The sequence below is a fragment of the Vibrio sp. CyArs1 genome (genome assembly GCF_022432925.1).
Lineage (GTDB): Bacteria > Pseudomonadota > Gammaproteobacteria > Enterobacterales > Vibrionaceae > Vibrio > Vibrio mediterranei.
On sequence record NZ_JAKRBO010000019.1, the window covers coordinates 1 to 24,482 of the forward strand.

21 protein-coding genes and 1 riboswitch are annotated in these 24,482 nt (G+C 45.1%); of the genes, 6 read left to right on the top strand and 15 right to left on the bottom strand.

The window, feature by feature from the left end; translation table 11 throughout:
• Positions 1-129 precede the first annotated feature (129 nt).
• From udp to MMA19_RS25770, 4 genes are all read right to left on the bottom strand, one after another.
• The gene (gene udp / locus MMA19_RS25755) at positions 130-888 is read right to left on the bottom strand and encodes a uridine phosphorylase (RefSeq protein ID WP_006072970.1); all 759 of its coding nucleotides are present in this window, start codon (positions 886-888) and stop codon (positions 130-132) included.
• A gap of 253 nt (positions 889-1,141) precedes the next feature.
• Positions 1,142-3,454 (bottom strand): zinc/cadmium/mercury/lead-transporting ATPase, encoded by a 2,313-nt coding sequence (locus tag MMA19_RS25760; protein ID WP_240207655.1) that lies wholly within the window; start codon positions 3,452-3,454, stop codon positions 1,142-1,144.
• A 70-nt stretch (positions 3,455-3,524) separates the two neighbouring features.
• Entirely contained in the window at positions 3,525-4,991 is a 1,467-nt protein-coding gene (locus MMA19_RS25765; RefSeq protein ID WP_006072968.1) for an MATE family efflux transporter, read from the bottom strand.
• Positions 4,992-5,062: 71 nt separating this feature from the next.
• Complete coding sequence (locus MMA19_RS25770) at positions 5,063-5,479, bottom strand: CBS domain-containing protein (RefSeq protein WP_006072967.1); 417 nt, start codon at positions 5,477-5,479, stop codon at positions 5,063-5,065.
• A gap of 253 nt (positions 5,480-5,732) precedes the next feature.
• On the opposite strand from MMA19_RS25770, the gene MMA19_RS25775 reads away from it, so the two are divergent.
• Positions 5,733-5,990 carry a hypothetical protein gene (locus tag MMA19_RS25775; protein WP_006072966.1) on the top strand — a complete coding sequence of 86 codons (258 nt, stop codon included), beginning with the start codon at positions 5,733-5,735 and terminating at the stop codon, positions 5,988-5,990.
• 4 nt (positions 5,991-5,994) lie between these two features.
• On the opposite strand, the gene MMA19_RS25780 is transcribed toward MMA19_RS25775, so the two are convergent.
• The 5 genes from MMA19_RS25780 to cobA form a co-directional block, all read right to left on the bottom strand.
• The gene (locus tag MMA19_RS25780) at positions 5,995-7,743 is read right to left on the bottom strand and encodes a bifunctional protein-serine/threonine kinase/phosphatase (protein WP_240207657.1); all 1,749 of its coding nucleotides are present in this window, start codon (positions 7,741-7,743) and stop codon (positions 5,995-5,997) included.
• A gap of 102 nt (positions 7,744-7,845) precedes the next feature.
• The gene (locus tag MMA19_RS25785) at positions 7,846-9,315 is read right to left on the bottom strand and encodes a NarK family nitrate/nitrite MFS transporter (RefSeq protein ID WP_240207659.1); all 1,470 of its coding nucleotides are present in this window, start codon (positions 9,313-9,315) and stop codon (positions 7,846-7,848) included.
• A 55-nt stretch (positions 9,316-9,370) separates the two neighbouring features.
• Entirely contained in the window at positions 9,371-9,709 is a 339-nt protein-coding gene (gene nirD / locus MMA19_RS25790; RefSeq protein ID WP_006072963.1) for a nitrite reductase small subunit NirD, read from the bottom strand.
• 51 nt (positions 9,710-9,760) lie between these two features.
• Positions 9,761-12,316 carry a nitrite reductase large subunit NirB gene (gene nirB, locus MMA19_RS25795; protein WP_240207661.1) on the bottom strand — a complete coding sequence of 852 codons (2,556 nt, stop codon included), beginning with the start codon at positions 12,314-12,316 and terminating at the stop codon, positions 9,761-9,763.
• Positions 12,317-12,333: 17 nt separating this feature from the next.
• A complete protein-coding gene (cobA, locus tag MMA19_RS25800; protein ID WP_231892929.1) occupies positions 12,334-13,140 on the bottom strand; it encodes a uroporphyrinogen-III C-methyltransferase in 807 nt (268 codons plus the stop codon).
• Positions 13,141-13,567: 427 nt separating this feature from the next.
• Here cobA and MMA19_RS25805 point away from each other — a divergent pair, with 427 nt between their 5' ends.
• The 3 genes from MMA19_RS25805 (at position 13,568) to MMA19_RS25815 (ending at position 18,277) form a co-directional block, all read left to right on the top strand.
• Positions 13,568-16,057, top strand: coding sequence for a nitrate reductase (locus MMA19_RS25805; RefSeq protein ID WP_240207663.1), 2,490 nt, complete (start codon positions 13,568-13,570; stop codon positions 16,055-16,057).
• A gap of 193 nt (positions 16,058-16,250) precedes the next feature.
• Positions 16,251-16,913 carry a TrkA family potassium uptake protein gene (locus MMA19_RS25810; protein WP_006072958.1) on the top strand — a complete coding sequence of 221 codons (663 nt, stop codon included), beginning with the start codon at positions 16,251-16,253 and terminating at the stop codon, positions 16,911-16,913.
• Positions 16,910-18,277 (top strand): TrkH family potassium uptake protein, encoded by a 1,368-nt coding sequence (locus tag MMA19_RS25815; RefSeq protein ID WP_038229531.1) that lies wholly within the window; start codon positions 16,910-16,912, stop codon positions 18,275-18,277. The genes MMA19_RS25810 and MMA19_RS25815 overlap by 4 nt, the downstream gene beginning before the upstream one ends.
• Before the next feature lie 49 nt (positions 18,278-18,326).
• Here the strand turns inward: MMA19_RS25815 and MMA19_RS25820 are convergent, their stop codons facing one another.
• Complete coding sequence (locus tag MMA19_RS25820; protein ID WP_006072956.1) at positions 18,327-19,313, bottom strand: glycosyl transferase family protein; 987 nt, start codon at positions 19,311-19,313, stop codon at positions 18,327-18,329.
• 434 nt (positions 19,314-19,747) lie between these two features.
• Between MMA19_RS25820 and MMA19_RS25825 the strand changes: the two genes are divergently transcribed.
• Together MMA19_RS25825 and MMA19_RS25830 are read left to right on the top strand one after the other, a co-directional pair.
• Entirely contained in the window at positions 19,748-20,518 is a 771-nt protein-coding gene (locus MMA19_RS25825) for a glycoside hydrolase family 16 protein (protein WP_240207664.1), read from the top strand.
• 169 nt (positions 20,519-20,687) lie between these two features.
• The gene (locus MMA19_RS25830) at positions 20,688-21,491 is read left to right on the top strand and encodes a Cof-type HAD-IIB family hydrolase (RefSeq protein ID WP_240207666.1); all 804 of its coding nucleotides are present in this window, start codon (positions 20,688-20,690) and stop codon (positions 21,489-21,491) included.
• 41 nt (positions 21,492-21,532) lie between these two features.
• On the opposite strand, the gene moaE is transcribed toward MMA19_RS25830, so the two are convergent.
• The 5 genes from moaE to moaA form a co-directional block, all read right to left on the bottom strand.
• Positions 21,533-21,991, bottom strand: coding sequence for a molybdopterin synthase catalytic subunit MoaE (moaE, locus tag MMA19_RS25835; protein ID WP_006072953.1), 459 nt, complete (start codon positions 21,989-21,991; stop codon positions 21,533-21,535).
• A gap of 1 nt (position 21,992) precedes the next feature.
• Positions 21,993-22,238, bottom strand: a complete 246-nt coding sequence (moaD, locus tag MMA19_RS25840) for a molybdopterin synthase sulfur carrier subunit (protein WP_006072952.1) — start codon at positions 22,236-22,238, stop codon at positions 21,993-21,995.
• Entirely contained in the window at positions 22,235-22,714 is a 480-nt protein-coding gene (moaC, locus tag MMA19_RS25845) for a cyclic pyranopterin monophosphate synthase MoaC (RefSeq protein ID WP_006072951.1), read from the bottom strand. The genes moaD and moaC overlap by 4 nt, the downstream gene beginning before the upstream one ends.
• Positions 22,715-22,730: 16 nt before the next feature.
• Positions 22,731-23,243 carry a molybdenum cofactor biosynthesis protein B gene (gene moaB, locus MMA19_RS25850; protein ID WP_006072950.1) on the bottom strand — a complete coding sequence of 171 codons (513 nt, stop codon included), beginning with the start codon at positions 23,241-23,243 and terminating at the stop codon, positions 22,731-22,733.
• A 44-nt stretch (positions 23,244-23,287) separates the two neighbouring features.
• Positions 23,288-24,277 carry a GTP 3',8-cyclase MoaA gene (moaA, locus tag MMA19_RS25855; protein WP_031494455.1) on the bottom strand — a complete coding sequence of 330 codons (990 nt, stop codon included), beginning with the start codon at positions 24,275-24,277 and terminating at the stop codon, positions 23,288-23,290.
• Positions 24,266-24,403: riboswitch (molybdenum cofactor riboswitch) on the bottom strand. (Overlaps the previous gene by 12 nt.)
• Positions 24,404-24,482: the final 79 nt, after the last annotated feature.

Genomic DNA, 24,482 nt, shown 5'->3' on the forward strand with positions numbered 1-24,482 from the left:
GGTTCGTTTACTCGTTGATTTCATGACACTCTCCAATTTCATGTTGGAAATGTGTCAACCTTATTCAGGACGGTACATTGACTAAAAAAAAGCCTCCATAACAGGAGGCTTTTCTAATTGAATCAATGCTTAAAGAAGCTTACGCGCAGCCTCTACAACCACTTTGATAGAGCGAGTTTCCGCTTGCTTCAACGTATCATGGTCAGGCGTTTCTTTCTGAGTACGGTTGATGATAACACCCGCAACACAGCCAGCTTTTAGACCAGAACTTGCGCACATAGTCAGTAGCGTTGCCGACTCCATTTCGAAGTTCAGTACGCCCATTTGTTGCCACTCTTCCATAGAACCTTGGAAACGACGAACAACACGGCCTGAGAAGGTGTCGTAGCGCTCTTGGCCAGGGTAGAAAGTGTCACTTGATGCCGTTACACCAGTATGAACCGTAGAACCCGCTTCAATTGCTGCTTCTTTCATTGCCGTTGCTACATCGAAATCGGCTACCGCAGGGAATTCCATAGGAGCAAAATGCAAGCTTGCACCATCTAGACGAACAGAACCAGTGGTGACAATCATGTCGCCAACGTTTACGTCAGATTGAATCGCACCGGTCGTACCAACACGCAAGAAAGTGCGAACGCCCAATTGAGCCAGTTCTTCAACAGCAATAGAAGTTGATGGACCACCAATACCTGTCGAACAAACAACAACCGTCTTACCGTCTAGTTTTGCACGGTATACTGTGTATTCACGTTGACTAGCCAAAAACTCTGGCTCATCCATTAACTCAGCGATCTTTTGAACTCGAGCTGGGTCACCTGGAATAATCGCTAGTGTAGCGCCTTGTAGATCTTCTTTATTTACTCCGAGATGGAAAACAGCTTGGGACATGGGGGACTCCTTTTGTCTCTTGGATATGTGGTAAAGCTTATAAGATCACGCCAAACATAAACGTACACAGATCACACTTTACTAATGTAACAGCATCAACATTTCAAATAAAAACGGTTTGCATCACACTTTATTGTCATATCGGTCTATAAATTACACGAATAACTCTTTGCTGTTCACAAAAAAACCGCCCTACAGAGAGGCGGTTTATTGATTGAATTATTTATAAATACAGCGAAGCTGAGTACTACATTCAATCAAATTTAGATTTATGACGCAGTAATCTAAGTGCGTTGAGGGTCACGATGGCGGTAGCGCCACTATCTGCCAAGACAGCAACCCATAACCCTGTAATACCTAAAAGACTAGTGACTAAGAATACGCCTTTTAAACCCAATGCTAACGTAACATTTTGCTTAATGTTACTGAGTGTTGCTCTTGAGAGCTCGATCATCACAGGAAGCTCACTCAAGCGGTTATGAGTCAAAGCTGCATCAGCCGTTTCCAGCGCAACATCAGTCCCCCCACCCATAGCAATACCAATATTGGCCGCTTTCATCGCAGGTGCATCGTTGATGCCATCGCCGACCATAGCGACACGACGACCTTGAGCTAACTCATTTACAAAGGTGACTTTATCTGCGGGCAACAAGCTTGCTTTATAATCCATACCCAGAGGCGTTGCTATCGCATGTGCGCTTCGCTCATTATCACCTGTCAACATGATGGTATCGATACCGAGTTTAGCGAGTTTTTCCACCGCTTCTGCGGTATCCGCTCTAACTTCATCCTGCCATGCAATGATACCTTTCACCGTGTTTTCTGTTGCCAGTACCACCACCGTTTTACCGCCATTTTCCAGCTCAACTACTTTATCCATCACCTCATCAGCAATGTCAAAAGTCACTTTAGATGGTGCGCTTAATATCCACTTACTACCATCAACAATACCTTCGATACCAACACCAACCAGCGCTTTTTTCTCTTGGGCTTCTGGAATAGTAATGCCACGCTGCTCTACGTACTTAATCAATGACGTTGCTAAAGGATGATTTGAACCTTGTTCAATCGCGCCAGATAGCGCCAACACGTGCTCCGTATCCAAATCAGCTGTCACTACTACGTCAGTAACATGAGGTTTGCCTAACGTCAGTGTACCCGTTTTATCAAATGCAATAGCTTGAACGTTGCCTAACTGCTCTAACGCTGCTCCGCCTTTAATCAGTGCGCCACGTCTTGTTGCCGCGGCAAGACCTGACGTAATCGCTGCTGGTGTTGAAATCACAAGCGCACAAGGACAAGCGATTAGCAGTAACGCTAAACCACGATACACCCAGGTTTCCCATGGCTGTGCAAACATAAGAGGCGGCGTGATAATTACTAGTAGCGATACCAACATCATTAATGGTGTGTACCAACGACTGAATTTGTCTAAGAATCGCTCGATTGGTGCTTTTCTCGATTCCGCTTCTTCTATGAGGTGGAGAATGCGGTCAATGGCGTTTTCACCTTGTTTGGACGTAACTGTGAGTCGCACAACTTTGTCTGCAAGGACCGCACCCGCCATAACGGTCTCACCGATATGGCGTTCGACAGGGAGCGATTCGCCTGTCAATGCACTTTCATCAAAGCTGGCGTTAGCATCCAATAACGAACCGTCGGCTGGCATACGATCACCAGGTGCAACTTCAATAATGTCACCGGGCACAAGTGCCGATGCACTCTTGGTTTGACGCACACCATCTACAATCACTGTAGCTTCTTCTGGAACCAAGGACATTAGCGCTTGGACACCACTGCGCGCTCTAGAAGCAGCAAACGCTTCCAATCGCTCACCGATAAGAAACAGTAACAGAACCATTGCAGCTTCTACCGTTTCACCGAGATACAGAGCACCAATCGCCGCCACACTCATTAGTGTTTCAATGGCAAAAGGAGTACCAGATTTGGCAAGTTTCAATGCCTTTGAGGCAATAGGGATAAGACCAAGAATACATGTAAGCGTGAATAGCCATTCGCTTAACTGCGGCAAGCTGCCTTTAAACGCACCAGCGATCGCCATACCGGTAGAGATAGCAAGGATATGAAAGTTGTCTTTTAAGGTTTTTTTCCAGCCTGTTAGTTGGTCTTGCGGCGCTCCATTGGTACTGCCATCTAGAGCGTTCAGAGTAAAACCAGCATCAACAACGGCTGCTTCAACTTGAGTAAATAACGCAGCATCATTAACTCGAACCACCAACTTTTCAGTGGCAAACAGAACTTTAGAACTCACCACACCAGCTAACTTATTGGTTGCTGATTCCACTTTTCTGGCGCATGCAGGACAGTCCATCCCGACAACTTTCCAAGATTTTAATAGTCCAGAATCAGATTCACTTTTCCCACCGGAGGCGGCAGGTTCATCAGGTTCTGACGCACAGCAACTGCTCTCTGAGTCGCAACAATCCGCAGATTGCTCGCTAGAAATGGCCGTTACTTGTGCGATTTTTGGCGCGTTGCACGCATCACCCGCGGGACGAATAGCGTTGATAGATTGTGAGCTGCACGCTTTATGTTTTGTACACATGGGATTCTCCTTTGCTTATCCTACATCCCAAGTGTAAACCTTGGAGCTAGCTCCAAGGTCAAGAAGAATTTTACCCTGATAGTGTTGGCGACTCTAACTGCTCCTCAACTTTCGACACATCATTAATCATAACCGGATCTGTTGTACTGAATGGTTGAGAGTTAACACAAACCAAACTTGGGTCTTCTTCTGTACTTTGACATTCGCCAGTCTTACGCAGTTCAGAGATATGGAATTTAAGAACAATGTAACCTAACACCCCAAACACGATATTACCCACCGCTTGTCCATACAAGACGCCCAACGCACCAAACCATAATGAGCCTAAGTACACAAATGGCAAAGTACCTAAAGTCGCCTTACTCAGATTAAGTGCGGTAGAATACAGTGGCTTACCCAAATTATTGAACGACGTATTCGCAACAAACAGCACACCATTAAACACAAAGGTAATTGCTACATAAGTCGCAAATGCCGCCACGATCAGCGATGCATCACCGGTTAACGAGAACATGTTAATAATCGGCTGTTGGAGAAGATACAATAAAGCGCAAACCACTAATGTGTAGATGGTCGTCACGATGAGTGAGTTCTTTAGCGTTTCCTCCACACGATCAATTCTTACCGCTCCATAGTTTTGCCCCACGATAGGCCCAACAGCCCCAGACAGCGCAAAGATAAAGGCAAAACAAACTGGCGTCAGACGACCTATTACCGCAAACCCAGCAACAAAATCCTCACCATACTGGGCAATAGCAGTGGTCACAATCGCATTACCAATAGGCGTTGCGGTATTAGTAATAATGGCAGGAATAGCGATCGCCAACATCACTCTGGCATCACTAATGACATTCGAATATGTAGGTTTGGCTAGTAATTTGTGAACACGTAATAACGGTGCAAACGAGAAATAGAACACAGCAAATCGGGCGACCACCGAAGCGGCGGCGGCCCCTTCCACATTCCAGTTAAAACCGAAAATGAAAATAGGATCCAATATAGCGTTAACGATCCCACCCGCAAGCGTTGCCCACATCGACCGTTTCGCATCACCCGCAGCTCGCAAACCTGCACCACTAGCCATACCTAAAGCAATCAGAGGCGTACTCGGTAATAAGATCCAAAGGTAGGCTTCTGCCCTCTCGTGTGCTCTCCCTTCTGCACCGATAGCCGTCAGCAGTTCTGGAATGTAGGCACACATTATTGCCGTTACAATCGCGCTAATGATAAATGCTATGACAAGAACACTAGAGCCTATCTGCCTTGCATAATCTACGTTCTTAGCTCCAATCGCTTTGGACATTAATGCACCCATAGCGATGGAAGTTCCTATAGAAACGGAGGTTGCAAAAAAGGTTAACGTACCAGCGAACCCAACCGCAGCAGCCAGTTCGGCTTGACCCAACATACTGATGAACAGCATATCGAGTAAATCGACAATGAATATCGCCATGATTCCGACAGTTGAGGTTCCTGACATCACCAGGATATGCCTCATGGTTGATCCTTCAACGAATTTAGCCGATTGGTCCGCCATATCAGTCCTTTTATTTACATGCAACAAACAATAAAGGGCGCCGAAGCGCCCATAGGGGAATATTGTTTAGTTTACACAGGATGTTTGAAGCACGCTTCAATATTTTTGCCGATGGCTCGAAGTACATCGCGGCGAGTAATCGTCCCTACCAATCTTCCATTGTCGATAACAGGATAGACTTTCGGTTTACCGACCTTCATCATATCTGCGAGTTCAATGATGGACGTTTCAGGTGTCACTGACAGCACCTCTTGATGCATACAATCTCCAACAGTATGCGTGTCTTGACAGTGATAGCTAACTTTAACCAACTTGTCGAGCAAGTCTTGTTCCGAAATAAAGCCAATAACTTGTTCACGTTCATTAATAACTGGACCACCAAGGTGGTTAGATTGCATGACTTTATCAAGCGCAGCACTCAATGACATGTCTTGTGTAAAGGTCACCGTTCTTTGAGTCATGTAGTCTTTAACTTTTAGCGATTCCATGGCGATCTCCTTCAGCCCCAATAACTTAATCTTGATAAGTTTATTGTTGTCCAAATTTTCAATATTGCTAAATGGGATTCTACGATTCTTGTAATAGACATTACCTATCAATCCATGATGTTAAGTAAGAATTGTTTGTCCCGTTTAAATTAAGCGTAAGACGAATTTTCTTGTTTTGCCTATCTTATTGTTAAGATTTTTGTAACAATCGGTCGCCTTATTGTCTGTTAACTCAATGCACTGAGTCATTTTCATGCTAAAAAAACTTCTCAATTCTCTTGCGAATGCGGTCGAATTTCGCTCTCGCATTTGGGTAGTCCATGTTTCCGAGTCCATACTCAAAGACCAGTCATATGTGGTCAATGAAGATCAGTTCTCGTCTCCGTTGTCTTGGATGAAAGGCAAAGGCTACGATCAAGAGATGCTGAGTAAAGTCGAGAGCATGAAGCGCTCACAAATCTTAGTGTTTGAACTTGGTCGCACTAAACACCAGCTTATGCGCGTCAAATAAACAGCTATTGAATCATTAATAGCATCAACTCGATGGCGGCCAATAATGCAAGCAATGCTGTCGCTCCCTTCCAAAAGAGCAATGGGTGCTTTTTAATGAGCGGGCTCGTCTCATATTGTTTCATTAACGCTTTATTCGGCTGGCTCAAATCCAATAAGAACTCTCCCAACGCTTGATGACGATGTTGCGGATTGTGATGACAAGCCTTCTTTAAGGCCATATCCAACCATAGGGGGAGTTCAGGATTGGTGATTTGAATACTCTGATACTTCCACTGTTGATGGCGTGCACTGTCGACACTACGTGCAATCGCCGCTTTATAGGGAAGCGTGCCAGACAGCATTTCATACGTCATTACCGCAACAGAAAATAAATCGGATACAGTTGTCGCTTCGTTGCCATTCAAATACTCAGGGGCAATATAATTCGCCGCGCCTTTAGGCATTTGAGCACATTGTTCTTGTCTTGCTTCGTCTAAGCCCTTTACCGAAACAGACCCCAAATCAATCAAAGTCACTTGCAGCGACTCTGATATCATCACATTTTCCGGCTTTAAGTCGCGATGTACCATATCTAACCGTTGCAACACTCGCACCGCTTTTACTATCTCAGAAACAATACTCCTCACAGAGTCTAAGCTCGGCGTCGGATTATCAAGCATCCACTGCCTCAACGTGATCCCTTCTATCGGCTCACATAGTAAGTAGAGAAAGGGAGAATTAGCCGGTCGTGGATAAGTACGCATGATTCGATGGCTATTCACATGCGTTCCCACCCAATACTCATTACTTATGTCGAGTAGAGCCTGTTTATCTTCCACATGCAGTAAAGAAGGCGCTTTGAGAATATACTTCTGATCCGTCTGTTCCTGCCTCACCTCATAAACATGGCTTCGAGTTCCAGCATGAAGTACTTTTGTCACCGTGTAACTATCAATTCTGTTGTTCACTTTAAGCGGGGGTGGCACCACTTGGTTAAGTGATTGTTGTTGAAACTCATGCAATGTTAGGTTGGGAACATGATCGATAGAAACCAATAAGCTGGTGACATTGTCTTGGCTACCATTTTCTATGGCAAGATCCGTCAATGTTTGGCTTCGTGTCTCAAAGCCTTGGAGGTGATTTTGGATAACGTTGACCAACTGTTTCTCAGTGATGAAATCATGTACCCCGTCGGTTGAGAGCAAGAAAAGATCGCCAGTTTCGACGGCTACGGTCTGAAAATCGACCTCCAATTTGCTATCCATGCCTAAAGCGCGAGTTAGGTACGCCGCTTTACCGATGTTGGTCCGCTGATGATCTCTGGTTAACAAACGGAGTTTGCCTTGTCTAAGCAAATAGATTCGGCTATCACCCACATGAAATAGATACGCCGTATTGGATTTGACGACAACGGCACTAAAGGTGGTAACCAGTCCATTATGCTTCAGCGGTTGCTTTAGACTCTGCTCATATAACCAAGTATTCAATGACGTCAATACCTGAATGGCCGAACGCCGAACGCTCCAACTTTCTGGCGTTGCATAATAATCGGCGACAAACTGCATCACACTGGTGTGACTGGCTTTTTGCCCGTGTTCACTGCAACTCACACCATCGGCAATGCAAGCAAGCATACCCTTGGTTTCCAACTCACTTTGTAGTCCTGGCTCTCGAACTACAAACGCATCTTGGTTTTCGCTTCGAGTACCAGCAGAAGACACGCCGCCGTATGATGTCGTCAGCGTTTGTGGATGGTTAAGCGGTAATCCCATAATCATTCCCTAATTAAACCTTCGGAGAACAAAAGCTCTGTGCAAGCAGAGCTTTTGAACGAGTGAGCACGCTAAGTGCTCATGCTCACTCCCCGATTACCATTAATGAGATACGTTGATTAACGTTACGCTACCATCTTCGTTTACCTCTGCTATTTGACCACTGGGTTCTTCCATAAACATCAAAGTTGCGAAACCAAGAACCGCTGTACCCGCGATAACATAGAAGAAGGTTTGATAGTCAACAAACGACAGAACCGTCAAGTAAACCACAGCACCGACATTTCCGTAAGCGCCTGTCATTCCAGCGATTTGACCTGTCATGCGGCGCTTGATTAATGGCACTGTCGCAAACACCGCCCCCTCACCTGCTTGAACAAAGAATGAACAAACCATGGCTGCGCATACTGCAAGCCACAACGGCCACTCACTGTTGACCTGGCCCATCATGAAATAACCCACAGCCAAACCTGCTGTTAGAATTAACAATGTCGATTTACGACCAAATTTATCTGAGATCCAACCGCCACCAGGACGCGACATTAAGTTCATAAAGGCATAAGCTGAAGCCACCATACCTGCTAAAACAGGCGTCAGTTCAAACGTTTCAGAGAAGAACAGAGGTAACATCGAGACCACCGCCAACTCCGAGCCGAACGTGGCAAAATACAACACGTTCAAAACCGCTACTTGCTTAAACTTATATTGATGCATCTCCGGAACTGGCTTAGAGAAGATAGATTTGTTGACCTTCCATACTTGAGAAACTTCGTATCCGTATAGGACTACTAAGCCCACATAGAAGGTGTTAACCACTGTGTCACTCAACATACCAATATTCGATGGCGCAAGTTTCCAAACGAGTAGCGCAAGTGCAGCATACATAGGGATCTTCATGATCAACAGGAAGAAAAAGTCCCCTTTCGATGTCACTTCCATCGCAGCTAAATGTTTAGGTTTAAAGTAAGTCGATCCTTTTGGCGTATCTTGAACGTTACGATAAAAAATGACTGAGAACACCAAGCTCATTAGGCCCGTCACACCAACGGCATAGCGCCATCCGTCGTCACCACCAAACATCAGAGCCAAGGTTGGTAAAGTGAAAGCCGCCGCCGCTGAGCCAAAGTTGCCCCAACCACCATAAATACCTTCCGCAGTACCCAGTTCATCATGTGGGAACCACTCAGATACTAAACGAATACCAATAACAAACCCTGCACCAATAAAACCTAATAGGAAACGAGCGATAGCCGCTTGAATAAATGAATCTGACAACGCAAAAACAAAACATGGAATAGAACATATTGCCAACAATGCGGAGTAGACCAGACGTGGACCATATTTGTCGGTCAACATACCAATGATTACCCTCGCTGGTATCGTCAGCGCCACGTTGAGGATAAGTAAGGTTTTGATCTCTTGTGTTGATAAGCCCAATGACGTTTTTACCATTTGAAGTAATGGTGCAAAGTTAAACCAAACCACAAAGGTAATAAAAAAGGCCATCCAGCTTAAGTGTAGTGTTTTCATCTTCCCAGAAAACGAAAACAAATTAAATTTAGTGCTTTCCATAACAAATTCCTTTTACTGATCAATTTGTTGATCAAGTTTCCTTGTACACAAAGAGTTAAGCTGCAAGTGGCAACTTGAGTTGAACATCATTACCACTGACTCGTACATCAAACCGAGTCAGTTGGACCTCTGGCTCTTCAATGCAGACACCCGTTTGTAAGTTAAAGTGCTGCTTGTAAAGCGGTGAAGCCACACAAGGTTGGCCATCTAGCGAGCCCATAATGCCGCGAGACATCACATAGGCATGGCCAAAAGGATCGTAATTGCAAAGCGCGTACAGTTGGTCGCTACGCTGACAATAGAAAATAGCGACCTGTTTATCTTCGACTTTAGCACACACTCCGGTATGGGGTACTAAGTCATCAGTTGAGCAAACAGTTAACCACTGACTCATATTCTTCTCCTTAACTATCAAATTTCATTCGCCTATAGCGAGGCAACGTCGTTAAACTTCAACAACATCAATACGTTGCTCCAAAACAAGCGCTTGTTTCTTATTATTAGTTGGGAATCTTTGTTGGCGAATATTGACAAACTGAAGGTTACCATCCAGCTCATCGGTATTAATAAAGTGTTGGAATCGTTTTAGTTTCTCTGGATTTTCGAGTGTGGTTTTCCACTCACACTGATACTTACCGACATTGGTAGCCATGTCTTTTTCCAGCTCATCGGCGAGTTGCAATTTGTCATCGACAATCACTTGTTTGAGGTATTCAATGCCACCTTCTAGGTTTTCAAGCCACACAGAAGTTCGTTGTAAACGGTCTGCAGTGCGGACGTAAAACATCAATAGACGGTCGATATAGCGAATCAGTGTTTGTTCATCAAGATCAGTGGCTAGCAAGTCGGCGTGACGAGGACGCATTCCACCATTACCACACACATACAAGTTCCAACCTTTGTCGGAGGCAATCACACCAATGTCTTTCGACTGAGCTTCTGCACACTCACGAGTACAGCCTGAGACAGCGAACTTCAGTTTGTGAGGCGATCTTAGTCCTTTGTAACGATTTTCAATGTCGATAGCTAAACCTACACTGTCACCGACACCATAGCGGCACCATGTGCTCCCGACACACGATTTCACCGTTCGTACCGATTTGCCATAAGCGTGTCCGGTTTCAAATCCAGCTTCCACCAATCGTTTCCAAATCAAAGGCAACTCATTGAGTTGTGCCCCAAACAAGTCAACACGTTGACCTCCGGTAATCTTGGTGTACAGGTCGAAATCTTTAGCTACCTGACCAAGTACAATCAATTTATCTGGTGTGATTTCACCACCAGCGATACGAGGAACCACCGAATATGTTCCATCTTTTTGCATATTACCCAAATAGATATCGTTGGTATCTTGGAGCTCCATGTGTTGCTCTTCCAGAATATAGTCATTCCAAAACGACGCTAAAATTGAGCCCACTGTTGGCTTGCAAATCTCACAGCCCAACCCAGAGCCATGGCTAGATAGTAATTCATCGAACGTCTTAATTTGGTTAACGCGAATAATGTCGCTGAGTTCTTGACGGGAATAGGCAAAGTGCTCACAAATATCGTTGTTCACTTCAACGCCGAGGTTCATCAACTCACTATCGAGTACTTGTTTTGCTAACGCTGAACAGCCACCACAACCTGTCGATGCATTAGTGGTATCTTTTAGCGCAGCCATCGTGTTACAACCGCTCGCCACCGCTTGTTTGATATCACCCTTTGTCACATCAAAACAAGAGCAGATCACCGCAGAGTCAGGCAGAGCATCTACACCGAGTCCTGCTGAGCTATCGTCAGCCACATTAGGCAGAATCAATACCGAAGGGCTGTCTGGGAGAGCCATGTCGTTTTGTTTGAGTTGCAATAAGCTGCCGTAGGCATCAGCATTCCCTACCAAAACAGCACCTACAATTTTACTGCCATCCTCAGACACAATTAGCCGCTTGTAGACTTGCTCAATTTCGTCATTGTAGGTGTATGACTGCGCACCAACTGTCTTGCCGTGAACCTCACCTATACTCGCAACATCAACGCCCAACAATTTAAGTTTGGTGCTCATATCGGCACCAGTAAATGCCAGTGGCTCCAATGAATCGACAATTTGGCTAGCTGCGACTTTTGCCATTTGATAACCCGGTGCAACAAGCCCGAAGATCTGATTTTGCCACAACGCACATTCGCCAATCGCATAGATATCCTCGACGCTGGTGCGGCATTGATCATCAATCACTATTCCGCCGCGCGGCCCTATCTCAATATCTGCTTGACGCGCTAACTCATCTTGAGGACGAATGCCGGCCGAGAAGATAATAAGGTCGGTTTCAAGGTAAGTACCATCAGCAAAATTCATTCGATAGCGAGCCTGCTCACCTGCAATAATTTCAGTAGTCGCTTTATCGGTGTGCACCGATACGCCTAAATTTTCAATTTTCCTGCGCAGCAATGCGCCGCCACCTTCATCAAGCTGCACCGCCATAAGGCGCGGGGCAAACTCCACCACATGCGTATCTAAACCAAGGTTTTTAATCGCGTTAGCGGCCTCCAAACCGAGTAATCCACCTCCGACAACGACGCCTGTTTTACTGACTTTACTGCCCGACTCGATGGCATCTAGGTCTTCAATGGTGCGATAAACATAACAGTGCTCTTGGTCATTACCAGAAATGGGCGGTACAAAAGGAAATGAACCCGTGGCAAGTACCAACTTATCGTAACTCTCCTGACGCCCACTTTCGGTTGTCACCTGCTTTTGGTCTGTATCAATCGAGACAACTTTGTCGTTTAAGACATAGTTAACCCCATGATTCTGATAGTAAGTTTCATCGGTTAGCGCAAGATACTCAGCACCTTTGTCGTCATCAAAATAGCTGGTAAGCTGCACGCGGTCATAAGCAAGTCGCGACTCTTCTGAAAACGTGATAATTTGCGCAGACTCATCGTTTGCAGCAATCACGCTATCAATGAACTTGTGGCCTACCATCCCATTGCCGACCACCACAATCCTTTGTGTTTTCATAATGCTTCCTTTCATAATTACGCTGTCAGCTGTAATTTGTGTTGTTGATTTTGTTTTGGTGATTCCATCAATACTCGTTCGTTGAGCTGCGACAGCCACTGCATTTGCTCGGCCACTTTAACCACTTGGCCAATTACAATGAGAGCAGGCGACTGAATTTGATGACTATCTCTTAACTCGACAAGCTCATCCAAACTGCCCAGCACCGTTCTTTGTGCTGGGCAACAGCCGTTTTCAATTAACGCTACAGGGGTAGACGCCGATAAACCTGCGTCTATAAGAGAGCTCGCAATCATCTCCGCTTTGCTTAATCCCATGTAGATAACGAGAGTTTGATTCAGGTCAGCCAGTGCTTTCCAATGTATGTCCAATTCCTTTTCGGCATGGGCGGTGATAAAAGTACACCCTTGAGCTAAACCGCGATGAGTAAGCGGGATATCAGAGTATGTGGTGCACCCCGAAGCAGCCGTAATGCCAGGAATAACATCAACATCAAAGCCTTGTTTTTTGAGTAGTAGCATTTCTTCTCCACCACGACCGAATATAAAGGCATCGCCCCCTTTAACTCGGCAAACTCGTCCACCTCGATGGGCATAGTCGATTAAGGTTTGGTTAATTTGCTGCTGGGTATAGCTATGGCAACCCTTAGCTTTGCCAACATAAACCTGCTCGCTGTTGGATGGAAAAAGTGCCTTGATCTCTTGGCTAACGAGATTGTCAAAGATAATGACATCAGCAGATTGGATTGCTCGAAGAGCCTTAACCGTGAGCAAATCAGGATCGCCCGGTCCAGCACCCACCAATGAGATATGATTACTTCTCATACTATTTCCTTGCATGGCATTTCTCCTTATAGACAGGCGAAATTTTTTTATTCGCTTGCCAACTTAGAGGCAATAAGGATGCCAGCGATGATAACAGTCTCGTTATTTTTTGAATAAACTCTTTAAAAACAATGAAATATGATTTCAGCCATTGATTTAGAAACACAAAAACAACACCCACAAAAATCCAATTAGAGAAGATTTTGAGCATTTTTAGTGCGATAAATCCCAAAACAGTGCAAATAAACAATAAATAACTGATATTTTGTCAAAAAAGCTCATATACCACTTTAGTGGTATATTAGCTAACCATTTGTATTAATTGACTATATTAGGGATAAATACATATTTAACCCAACAACGCCCCAATGGCGCGTGTTTTGCTTTCAACAACAATTAACGGAAATTATCAGCAAGGATAAAGGTTATGACTAAAGAAGGCTGGATTAAGACAACATGTGCCTATTGCGGAGTCGGTTGCGGTGTTGAAGCGAGACCAAAAGCAAACGGTCTTCTGGAAATAAGAGGCGACAAACAGCATCCCTCCAATTATGGCAAACTGTGTACCAAAGGTATCGCACTTGGGGATACGGTCATTACCGACGGTCGCCTTTTATCACCGATCCATCGCACTCGCAGCATTGATGCTTTAGAGGAAAAGTCTATGACTTGGGATGAGGCGACGTCTCTTGTCGCTGAGCAATTCCAGAAGGCCATTCAACAACATGGTCCTGACTCTGTCGCATTCTATGTATCAGGTCAGTTGCTCACTGAGGATTACTATGTCGCCAACAAACTCATGAAGGGCTTTATTGGCAGCGGCAATATCGATAGTAATTCCAGGTTATGTATGGCCTCGAGCGTCGTAGGCCATAAACGTGCTTTCGGCAGCGATACTGTCCCCGTGGTCTATGAAGATGTCGAACTGGCTGACTTGGTTGTCATTACTGGTTCTAACTTGGCGTGGTGTCATCCGGTCCTTTTTCAACGCTTAAAGACTGCTAAGCAGAATAATCCAAATATGAAAGTGGTGGTAATTGATCCTCGTCAAACCGCAACTTGTGAGCTTGCCGATCTACACCTCGCCATTCATTCTGGCAGTGATGTTGCTCTGTTCAACGGGCTATTGAATCATCTCTCACTGACGGGACAGCTCAACGCAAACTACATAGAACACCATACGCAAGGGTTTGATGACGCGTTGGCCGTTGCGAAGCAGACGGTCGACGTTGGTTCCATCACAGGGCTAACTCAATCGCAACTTGAAGAGTTTTACACTCTGTTTGCTAACACCCCAAAAACCGTCACCATCTATTCGCAAGGCGTTAATCAATCCAGCAGTGGCTCGAACAAAGTCAACAGCATTCTAAATTGCCATCTCGCTACAGGCAGAGTTGGACAGCCTGGCATGGGCCCCTTCTCTGTCACTGGGCAACCTAATGCAATGGGAGGAAGAGAGGTAGGTGCACTGGCAAACACATTAGCAAGTCATATGGAGTTTGATAATCCACAGCATCACTCATTAATTAGTGAGTTTTGGAAAACCTCCACTCTTGCCACTAAGCCTGGCCTTAAAGCGATCGACCTGTTTGACGCAGTCGAAGCAGGAAAAATCAAAGCGATTTGGATCATGGCAACCAACCCCATGGTGAGTCTACCTAACTCAGAAAAAATAAAATCAGCGCTACAAAAGTGCCCGTTTGTAGTGGTCTCGGATTGTATTAAGGAAACCGAAACCGCCCAACTAGCTGACGTGCTTTTACCCGCACAAGGTTGGAGCGAGAAATCGGGCACGGTCACCAATTCTGAGCGCCGTATTTCAAGACAACGTCGATTGCTTCCCAGCCCTGGCATGGCTATGCCTGATTGGTGGATAGTAAGCGAGGTGGCAATGAAAATGGGTTTCACCAATGCTTTTGATTATCTACATGAGGGGCAAATCTTCAACGAGTATGCTCGCATGACGACCTTAGGTAATGAGGGCGGTCAACAGCGTGATCTGACATTAAGTGGGTTAACTCAGTTGGATGACAAAGGCTATAACACGCTTATTCCGCAACAATGGCCAGTGTTAACGTTACAAACCGATATCGTCAACCAGCGATTGTTTAACCAACATCAGTTTTATACTGCTGACCAAAAAGCACACTTTGTCGCCACGGGTTATCAAGCCCCACAACAAACAACCAGCAATGCACTGCCTATTTTGCTTAACAGTGGCCGGACGCGAGATCATTGGCACACCATGAGCCGTACTGGATTGTCACCTCATCTGGCCTCTCATACTCCAGAACCGTTTATAAGCCTGCATCCTGATACGGCGCTCATGTGGGGACTTAAATCTGGAGACATCGCAGAGCTATCCAACCCACACGCCAATATTCACATGCGGGTGGCGGTAGATTCCGGCGTGACTGCTGAGCATGCCTTTGTACCCATTCACTGGAACTTAGCAACCGCCAGTAATGCAAAAGCGTGTCAACTTATCTCGCCCAATACTGACCCTTTTTCTGGCCAACCCGAATTCAAACATACCCCAGTATCAATAGAGCTTTGGCCAAAACAGTGTGAAGCGTTGCTCATCAGCCGCACTCCGTTAAGCCTCATTGACATGGATTACTGGGTGAAACAGAAGGTTGAATCCGGCTACTTGTATCGTATAGCCTCGAAATGTGATGCCATGTCGCTCATCGTACAGCTCACAAACATCATTGCTGTAAAGAACAACAAAACACTGTCATTTGATGGAGGTATTACGGATTTGGAACATCGCAAAGCAGTCATTAGCGCCAATGTTATGCAACGAGCCTTTATAGTAAAAACCACGATACAAGAACATGACCTAGACTGGTTGACATCTTTGTTTGAGCAATCAGCCAACGACCATCTGGAAAGCCAGTTTATGAGTAGAGCCTAATCTCCTCGATATAGCCGAATCGAATAGAGCATTGACCTGTCTACGTTTTAGGCGCTTAATGTATATTTACGTGAACCGCTGTTATTGTCAGATAACACTGAAATTTTTATCCGATAATTAATACTATATTTAAACAACAGCCACCTAGCGTTAAGCTCCGAATGCATAAAAACAAAGTAAGCAGGTAGATATTATGAAAGCAGTGACCAAACAATACGCCGTGATTGGTTTAGGGCGTTTTGGAATGAGTATCTGTAAAGAGTTATCTGAAGCCGGTGCTCAAGTTCTTGCTATCGACATCAATGAAGATCGTGTAAAGGAAGTATCTAAAATCGTCGCACAAGGCATCATTGCCAACTGTACGATAGAAGAAACCGTTGAAGAACTCAGACTGAATGAGTTCGACATGGTGATGGTATCCATAGGGAATGACATCAATGCCAGTATTCTCACCACACTGGTGCTTAAAGAAGCCAAAGTGAAGAAAGTGTGGGTTAAAGCGAATGACAAGTTCCAGTACAAAATCTTGCAAAAGATAGGGGCGGATAAAATCATCATGCCTGAAAGAGATATGGGTATCCGAGTAGCGCAGCGTATGCTTGATAACCGAGTGATTGCTTTCAATGAACTAGGAAGTGGCTTAGCGCTAACCGAAATCGTCGTTGGCAACAAGTTAATGGGCAAAACCTTGGCTGACGTCGCCATTTGCCAAGCTAGCAATGTTAAAGTACTGGGATTCAAGCGCGGTCCTGAGCTGGACGCCAACCCAAAAATGAGTCAAACACTTGAAATTGGTGACATGATCATTGTTGCTGGCCCAGAAAAAGACCTGCACGAAAAGATCAGACTGTCATGAATCGTCGTTTCCAAAAAGGTCTGATTTACCCGATTAAGCTCACTAGGAAATCAGCAGTACCGTCAGAGCCTTACCTTATAGTAGCAAGCTTTTTGGCGGTTTTAGTACCCTCTGCTTTGCTGCTGACACTACCCGTATTTTCGGTTACCGGATTGAGCTTTAGCGACGCCTTCTTTACGGCGACATCCGCTATCAGTGTGACTGGACTCGGTGTGGTCGATACTGGTCAGCATTTCACGACTTCAGGGAAAGTGTTACTGATGCTGTTGATGCAAATTGGCGGCCTTGGGCAAATGACGCTTTCAGCGGTTTTACTCTACATGTTTGGTGTTAGATTAAGCCTAAAGCAACAAGCTTTGGCCCAAGAAGCGCTTGGCCAAGATCGCCGGGTCAATATTAAAGGGTTAGTGAAGAAAATCATCATTTTTGCCTTCATTGCCGAAGCTATCGGTGCGGCCGTTTTAGCTATGCGTTGGATCCCCGAAATGGGCTTGTCTCAAGGCGTGTTTTATTCGATATTTCACGCGATTTCCGCCTTTAATAACGCCGGCTTCGCTTTGTTCTCAGATAGTATGATGAGTTTCGCATCAGAGCCAGTCGTTCTGCTTGTTTTGTCTGGGTTATTCATCTTCGGCGGGTTGGGCTTTACCGTGGTCAGTGATCTTGCGATCAACGGTAAGAAAGGCTTTTCTAGGCTAGGGCTACATACAAAAATCATGCTCACTGCCACACCCATCTTGTTGTTGGGCGGCACACTGTTTTTCTTCTTACTGGAACGCACCAACCCAGAAACTTTAGGGGCTTTACCTCTTGGTGGACAATGGCTCTCCGCATTCTTCCAGTCGGCAAGTGCTCGTACTGCTGGCTTTAATAGCGTTGATATCGCTCAGTTTGGGCAACCTGCCCTACTGATTATGATTATCTTAATGCTGATAGGTGCAGGCTCTACATCGACAGGTGGTGGTATTAAGGTATCGACATTCGCAGTTGCCTTCTATGCCACATGGGCATTCTTAAGGCAGAAACAATACGTGGAGATCTTTAATCGCACTGTTAGTTGGCAGACCGTCACTAAGTCGCTTGCAATCATAGTGGTGAGCGGCGCTATTTTGACTATCGCCATGTTCTTACTTATGGTCACCCAACAGGCAAAATTTGAACAAGTGTTGTTTGAAACCATATCGGCATTTGCTACCGTCGGACTAACAGCAGGTTTAACTGCTCAACTCAATACCGAAGGTAAGTGGATTATGATTGTCGTGATGATTATTGGTCGTGTTGGACCACTAACCTTAGCCTACATGCTAGCCAGACCAAAACCGACATTACTAAAATACCCTGAAGACAACGTCCTGACAGGTTAATAACGGTAAACTAAAACAGGCGCGGTCAATGGCTGCGCCTGTTTATTACTTAACAACTTGAGTGTGGAGTCTCGCAATAACCATTCCAGTATTGGTTTGCTTTCTCGGATGCTTGTTGCCAATCCCCTGAAATTGAAAACAGCGCTGCCGTCAATGTGGATACAACGGTATTTGCCATCAACTGCATTTCTTCTTGCGGTGTCTGTAATGGGCAGTGTTGTGGAAGCGCTAGCTCGGCCATACTTTCTTCAACGTACTCAGAATGAATCGTATCGGATTCGACCCACCACACAGTTTGGCTTACTTTCGGATTGTATTCCGTTTCACCACCTTGTCCCTTGAACGATAGCATTCGTTGATAGTCATTGTTGTCTCTTCCATGTCGAGCGAGAAGATGTTCGACTTTGGCGTGCAGTTCTTGGAAACCCGGGTGAAAACTTCCTCGCATACCAAAAGGTGCATTCGCTGGATTCAGGGCTCGAATAACAGTATTGATCGGTGTTCTTAGACCGTAGCGATGCTTCCAATCCAACATTTTCTTGGCGAGTGGACAAAAGTGGTTCAGCGGTAAATAGGCAATATTATCGCGGTCAAGAAGTTGCTGTGCATGAGCTAAATCCTCCGCTTTGGAAATATTCAGTGTACCCAAACAGTCTTTTGCATGTAAGCGATCACTTTCTTTATCCAAGTCGCCATGCAACACCACCCGTACACCATGTTCCGCCAAAATGCTCGCAGCAATAAGATGCCAAGGTTTTCCCGATGACTGCCCTACTCTTTTACCCGCATATAATGGCCAATCGAAATCAGCGCTAATATCTGGGTAATGAGGTTTCAAACCTTCCACGAACCCCGCGATTTCCTCTGGGGTTTCGTCGCGGACGCGGATAAGCATCATCAACATAGCCATTTGATCATCACCGATCTGTCCATCGATAAACTCTTCCATCACTTGCTTAGCTTGTTCCTGAGTTAACGGACCACGTCCGCGAGACCCACGGCCAACCGTTCGAATACACTCTTTAATAATCGACAAACTTAATCCTTTTTATATGTACTGACTCACCCATTGTAATCCAAGAATTAGCCATCGCCACAACATATCCCTTACTCAATAGAAAAAAGGTGCGCCTCGAATGAATGAGAACGCACCGTCGCCAACTGATTATTAGTGAGACACTTTATGTCACGCTTCTTATTTAGAAGTCTTCATGTCATTGCAAGAACATTGCCAGTTATTAAAGTCACTAAATATCAACAATTTGTATCTATTTCTTTGTATTTACCACGTCTTACTGTGATCTATCATCATGCAGTTGCACCAATAGTGTGATTCTTAACTTTGTTGTTTCTCAAAACTGTTACAACGCTCTGATGGATTGTCAGTCGTCCACAACTACTATAAAGAGCGGGCCATAACAGCGATTTCAGCCCAAGGTGAAAGCTCTAAGCCAATGAAAGGACTCGATAATGAAAACAACGACTACAACACTTGCTATGGTGTGTCTTGCCACTTCTGCCGAGGCTGGGAAAGCATTTGACGACCCGCTGACCTCATTAGACACCAATCGTTGGTTTATCGCCGACGGGTGGGAGAACGGTTATCCGTTTTTAAATCGATGGCAACACGACCACGCAGAATTTAGTCCACAGGGGTTGGCACTCAACTTATCCAATATCATCGACAATCATGGCTATCCAGATATCGTATCAGGAGAGATACGAACTCAAGGCTTTTATGGGAACGGCTGTTTTGAGGTAGAAATGAAGCCTGTCAAAGCGGAAGGTGTCGTGAGCGCGTTCTTCCTGTTTGCAGGTCCCTACGATCAGCCTGAAGGTGGCAATGGAATCCATAACGAAATTGACATTGAATTTATTGGCCTGAACACCAACTTGGTACAGTTTAATTTTTGGAGTAACGACGATAGCTACGAGCAGCGTAATGAATATATTCACTACCTAGATTTTGACGCCGCAGATGAGTTTCATAAGTACGCCATAGAATGGAATAGAAACACCATAAAATGGTACATCGACGATGAACTGGTATACAAAGTGCGCAATACTGAAACACAACCTATTCCTAGCCAATCCGATACGAAGCTAAGAGCGATGATGAATATCTGGGCCACCGCGCCAGAGCTCTCAAACTGGGCTGGGTTGTACGATAAAAGTACTGGCGCTCACCATTCGGCCCACTATCGAAATTTCCGTTTCACACGATCGAAATGCAATAACTAGCTATCTCTTAAGGTGATTTTGAGTGTGATAAGAACCTATTTACCCAACAACTGAACCGTCTGTCGTCAACGTGACCAAGTCATTAACTAAGATTCCAGTTATTTACTTCACCATCGCGTCGATTTACGTATACTGCACACGTCTCTTACCATTTGAACAGCGATAATATATGCACAGTACAATCAAGTTTATAGCAACGGACATGGATGGCACACTGCTCGACCCAAACGGTCAACTGACTCCAGATTTTTTCCCTCTCTACGAGCGTATTAAAGAGCAAGGTATTCACTTTGCACCAGCTTCCGGCCGTCAGTACTACAGCCTTAAAGACATGTTCTCTTCTATTCAAGATGAGCTGATTTTTATCGCAGAAAACGGCACGCTGGTCATGCAAAACGATGAGGAGCTTTACAGCTGCACATTAGATACGGCCGCCGCAAAAGAGATCATCAAAACTGCCCGATCTATAGAAAACACTTATATGGTTCTATGCGGTAAGCACTCAGCCTATATTGAAACTCAGGATCCTAGAGCGCTTGAAGAAATCCGTAAATACTATCATCGATGCGAGTATGTCGAAGACCTACTCTCTGTCGAAGACGATTTTATCAAGGTCGCGATCTGCAACTTTGAGGGGGCTGAGCAACATGTCTTCCCAGCCATCAATGATCATTTTGGCAATGAGTATCAAGTGGTGGTAAGCGCAAAAATATGGTTGGATGTCATGAATAAAGAAGCCTCAAAAGGGGCTGCTATTCGTTTCTTGCAACAGCATTTAGGGTTTAAGTTTGAAGAAACAATGAGCTTCGGTGACTACTTCAATGACGTTGAAATGTTAAAAGAGAGCTACCACTCTTACGCTATGGACAATGCACATCCTGAGATAAAAAAACTGAGTCGCTTTATTGCTCCAAGCAACAATGAAGCAGGCGTCTTGAAAGTGGTAGATAAATACTTAGCCACCGTCGAGTGATACAAAAAGAGCATGTCATCGACATGCTCTTTTGATTTAGATTATTTTTCTTGCCAGCGTGCAGCCGCTTCGGCGTCGGAGTCTCGTGACTCAACCCAACGCGTCGACTCTGTCGTTCGCTCTTTTTTCCAAAACGGAGCTTTGGTTTTAAGGTAATCCATTATGAATTCGCAAGCTTCAAACGCAGATCCACGATGAGCACTAGATACTCCAACGAATACGATTTGGTCACCGGCATCCATATCACCCACGCGATGAATTACACGAATACCATTTAACATCCAACGCTCTTCTGCTTCATCACAGATCTTTTCCAGCGAACGTTCTGTCATTCCCGGATAGTGTTCTAGTGATAAACCGGTAACATTGTCGCCTAAGTTCATATCGCGAACTTTGCCGGTAAACGTGACAATTGCACCCGACGCTGTACCTTCAGCCAACGCATCGTATTCAGCGCCCACTGAAAAGTCTTCGTGTTGAACGGATACTCTTAAGGTCATGTTAACCTCCCGTTACCGGTGGAAAGAAAGCCACTTCATCGCCGTCTTGAACTTTCTCATCCAGAGCAACAATATTTTGATTAAGAGCAGCAAGCAACTTACCACTTTCAAGAGCTAGTTCCCACTTACCTTGCTGAGCGGCAAGATGGGCTCGAATATCTTCGATTGTGGCAAACTCAGCAGCAAGCTCCACACTGTCTTGACCAATCAGCTCACGAGTTTGTGCAAAGAAAAGTACTTTAATCATGATTCCACCTTGAAGTGTCCTGATTTTCCACCCGTTTTTTCGAGTAGACGAACGTTTTCAATAACCATGTCTTTTTGTACCGCTTTACACATATCGTAAATAGTCAAAGCCGCCACAGACGCAGCTGTTAACGCTTCCATTTCTACGCCAGTTTTACCTGCTAGCTTACAAACAGACTCGATACGTACTTTGTTTTCCGCTTCGATAGCTTCCAGCTGTACTTCCACTTTAGACAGTAACAACGGATGGCACAAAGGAATAAGATCCCATGTTTTCTTAGCCGCTTGAATACCTGCGATACGTGCAGTAGCAAACACATCACCTTTGTGATGGTTGCCTGAAGTAATCATCTGCAGAGTTTCTGGTGCCATGTGAACAAAAGCTTCGGCCCTTGCTTCACGCACCGTCTCGGCTTTGGCCGACACATCGACCATGTTTGCTTCGCCAGAGGCGTTGATATGGGTAAATTCGGACATGACTTTCCCTAGATGATTACTTACTTAGATGAGGCATGAAGTTACATGGGCGGTGGCTAGCATCAAGTTGCTGCTTGATGATCTTCGTCCAACCTGTGCGACATGCTCCAGTCGAGCCTGGCATCGCAAAGATAACCGTGTGGTTTGCAAAACCTGCGATTGCACGAGATTGGATAGTTGATGTGCCAATTTCCTCGTAAGAAACTGCACGGAATAGCTCACCAAAGCCTTCCACTTGTTTGTCGAATAGTGGAACGAGTGCTTCAGGCGTGCTGTCACGAGAAGTAAACCCCGTACCGCCAGTGATCATTACCGCTTGCACACTCTCATCAGCGATCCATTTCGACACCACTGCGCGAATTTGATAGATATCGTCAATAACGATTTGCTTATCCGCCAGTGTGTGGCCTGCTTCTTGTAGATTCTCGACTAAAAAGCGACCTGACGTGTCATTTTCTTCGGTACGTGTATCCGATACGGTTAGCACTGCGATATTTGCAGGCACGAACTTGCTTTCTGCGTGACCCATGATTATTCACCCTATAAAATTTTTACGTATTTTTTCGCGGTCTATTAGCCGCCGATAGATGCCAAATGCGGCGTCATCCCTGAATTACCGTCATGCAGGAAATGACTGACTGATTTGGTCTGTAATTGTGCTTGAATTCGTTCGATCAGAGCGCTCTCTTGAGCGTCTTCTTGAAGTAAGTCGCGTAGCTCTACACCATGGTCACCAAATAGACAGAGGTGCAGTTTGCCCATTGCCGACACACGTAGACGATTACAACTTTCACAGAAGTTTTTCTCGTATGGCATGATAAGGCCGATCTCACCTTGGTAGTCCGCATGAACAAAAACTTGAGCTGGGCCATCATTTTGACTTCGAGCTTTCAAGATCCAACCGTTGGCAATCAGTTGATTACGAATGTCAGTGCCGGAGACATGATGCTTGTTAAATAGCTCGTCCATTTCGCCAGTTTGCATCAACTCGATGAAACGCAATTGAATCGGACGATCTTTGATCCAGTTGAGGAAGGCAGGAAGCTCTTTGGCATTGAGATCTTTCATCAATACCACGTTGACTTTGACCTGCTCATAGCCGACTTCAAACGCTCGGTCAATGCCAGACATCACTTCAGTAAATTTGTTTTCACCGGTGATCTGGTGGAACATTCTTGGATCGAGACTATCTACACTTACATTGATATTGGTAAGGCCAGCTTGACGCCATGTATCAACTTGTTTAGCCATTCGATAACCATTGGTCGTCGTTGCTACCTTCGTAATACCCGGTGTATTAGCTACCGTTTCAATGATCTGAGGGAAATCTTTGCGCAAGCTCGGCTCACCACCAGTGATTCGTACTTTGGAAGTACCACAATCTGCAAACGCGGTAACCACGCGTTTGATTTCTGGAAGCGTCAAAAAGGCTGGTCTTTTGTGACCAGGCGGTTTGTAGCCATCAGGGAGGCAATATGTACACTTGAAGTTACAGACATCTGTAACCGAAAGACGCAAGTAATAGAACTTGCGATTAAATTTATCTTCGAATTGTTGCGCCACGGAACACCTTTCCAAACACGGGAGGCACAATCATTTCCAATTATGCCCTTGTGACAAATTGTCACTGGCTCTAGAAGCTTATCTTTGGTTCGACTTAGCGCGTAGAGCTCGGAGTTATGGCAGTTACCGCATAATGAGTCGGTAACAGCTTTTGAGTAAAATACTCAATAACGGTATGGTTTTCCAGCCTTCATGTCAAAAAACC

Coding starts and splice junctions, on each gene's coding strand:
- udp (WP_006072970.1), bottom strand. CDS start 888: ATGTCCCAAGCTGTTTTCCATCTCGGAGTAAATAAAGAAGATCTACAA.
- MMA19_RS25760 (WP_240207655.1), bottom strand. CDS start 3,454: ATGTGTACAAAACATAAAGCGTGCAGCTCACAATCTATCAACGCTATT.
- MMA19_RS25765 (WP_006072968.1), bottom strand. CDS start 4,991: ATGGCGGACCAATCGGCTAAATTCGTTGAAGGATCAACCATGAGGCAT.
- MMA19_RS25770 (WP_006072967.1), bottom strand. CDS start 5,479: ATGGAATCGCTAAAAGTTAAAGACTACATGACTCAAAGAACGGTGACC.
- MMA19_RS25775 (WP_006072966.1), top strand. CDS start 5,733: ATGCTAAAAAAACTTCTCAATTCTCTTGCGAATGCGGTCGAATTTCGC.
- MMA19_RS25780 (WP_240207657.1), bottom strand. CDS start 7,743: ATGGGATTACCGCTTAACCATCCACAAACGCTGACGACATCATACGGC.
- MMA19_RS25785 (WP_240207659.1), bottom strand. CDS start 9,315: ATGGAAAGCACTAAATTTAATTTGTTTTCGTTTTCTGGGAAGATGAAA.
- nirD (WP_006072963.1), bottom strand. CDS start 9,709: ATGAGTCAGTGGTTAACTGTTTGCTCAACTGATGACTTAGTACCCCAT.
- nirB (WP_240207661.1), bottom strand. CDS start 12,316: ATGAAAACACAAAGGATTGTGGTGGTCGGCAATGGGATGGTAGGCCAC.
- cobA (WP_231892929.1), bottom strand. CDS start 13,140: ATGAGAAGTAATCATATCTCATTGGTGGGTGCTGGACCGGGCGATCCT.
- MMA19_RS25805 (WP_240207663.1), top strand. CDS start 13,568: ATGACTAAAGAAGGCTGGATTAAGACAACATGTGCCTATTGCGGAGTC.
- MMA19_RS25810 (WP_006072958.1), top strand. CDS start 16,251: ATGAAAGCAGTGACCAAACAATACGCCGTGATTGGTTTAGGGCGTTTT.
- MMA19_RS25815 (WP_038229531.1), top strand. CDS start 16,910: ATGAATCGTCGTTTCCAAAAAGGTCTGATTTACCCGATTAAGCTCACT.
- MMA19_RS25825 (WP_240207664.1), top strand. CDS start 19,748: ATGAAAACAACGACTACAACACTTGCTATGGTGTGTCTTGCCACTTCT.
- MMA19_RS25830 (WP_240207666.1), top strand. CDS start 20,688: ATGCACAGTACAATCAAGTTTATAGCAACGGACATGGATGGCACACTG.
- moaE (WP_006072953.1), bottom strand. CDS start 21,991: ATGACCTTAAGAGTATCCGTTCAACACGAAGACTTTTCAGTGGGCGCT.
- moaD (WP_006072952.1), bottom strand. CDS start 22,238: ATGATTAAAGTACTTTTCTTTGCACAAACTCGTGAGCTGATTGGTCAA.
- moaC (WP_006072951.1), bottom strand. CDS start 22,714: ATGTCCGAATTTACCCATATCAACGCCTCTGGCGAAGCAAACATGGTC.
- moaB (WP_006072950.1), bottom strand. CDS start 23,243: ATGGGTCACGCAGAAAGCAAGTTCGTGCCTGCAAATATCGCAGTGCTA.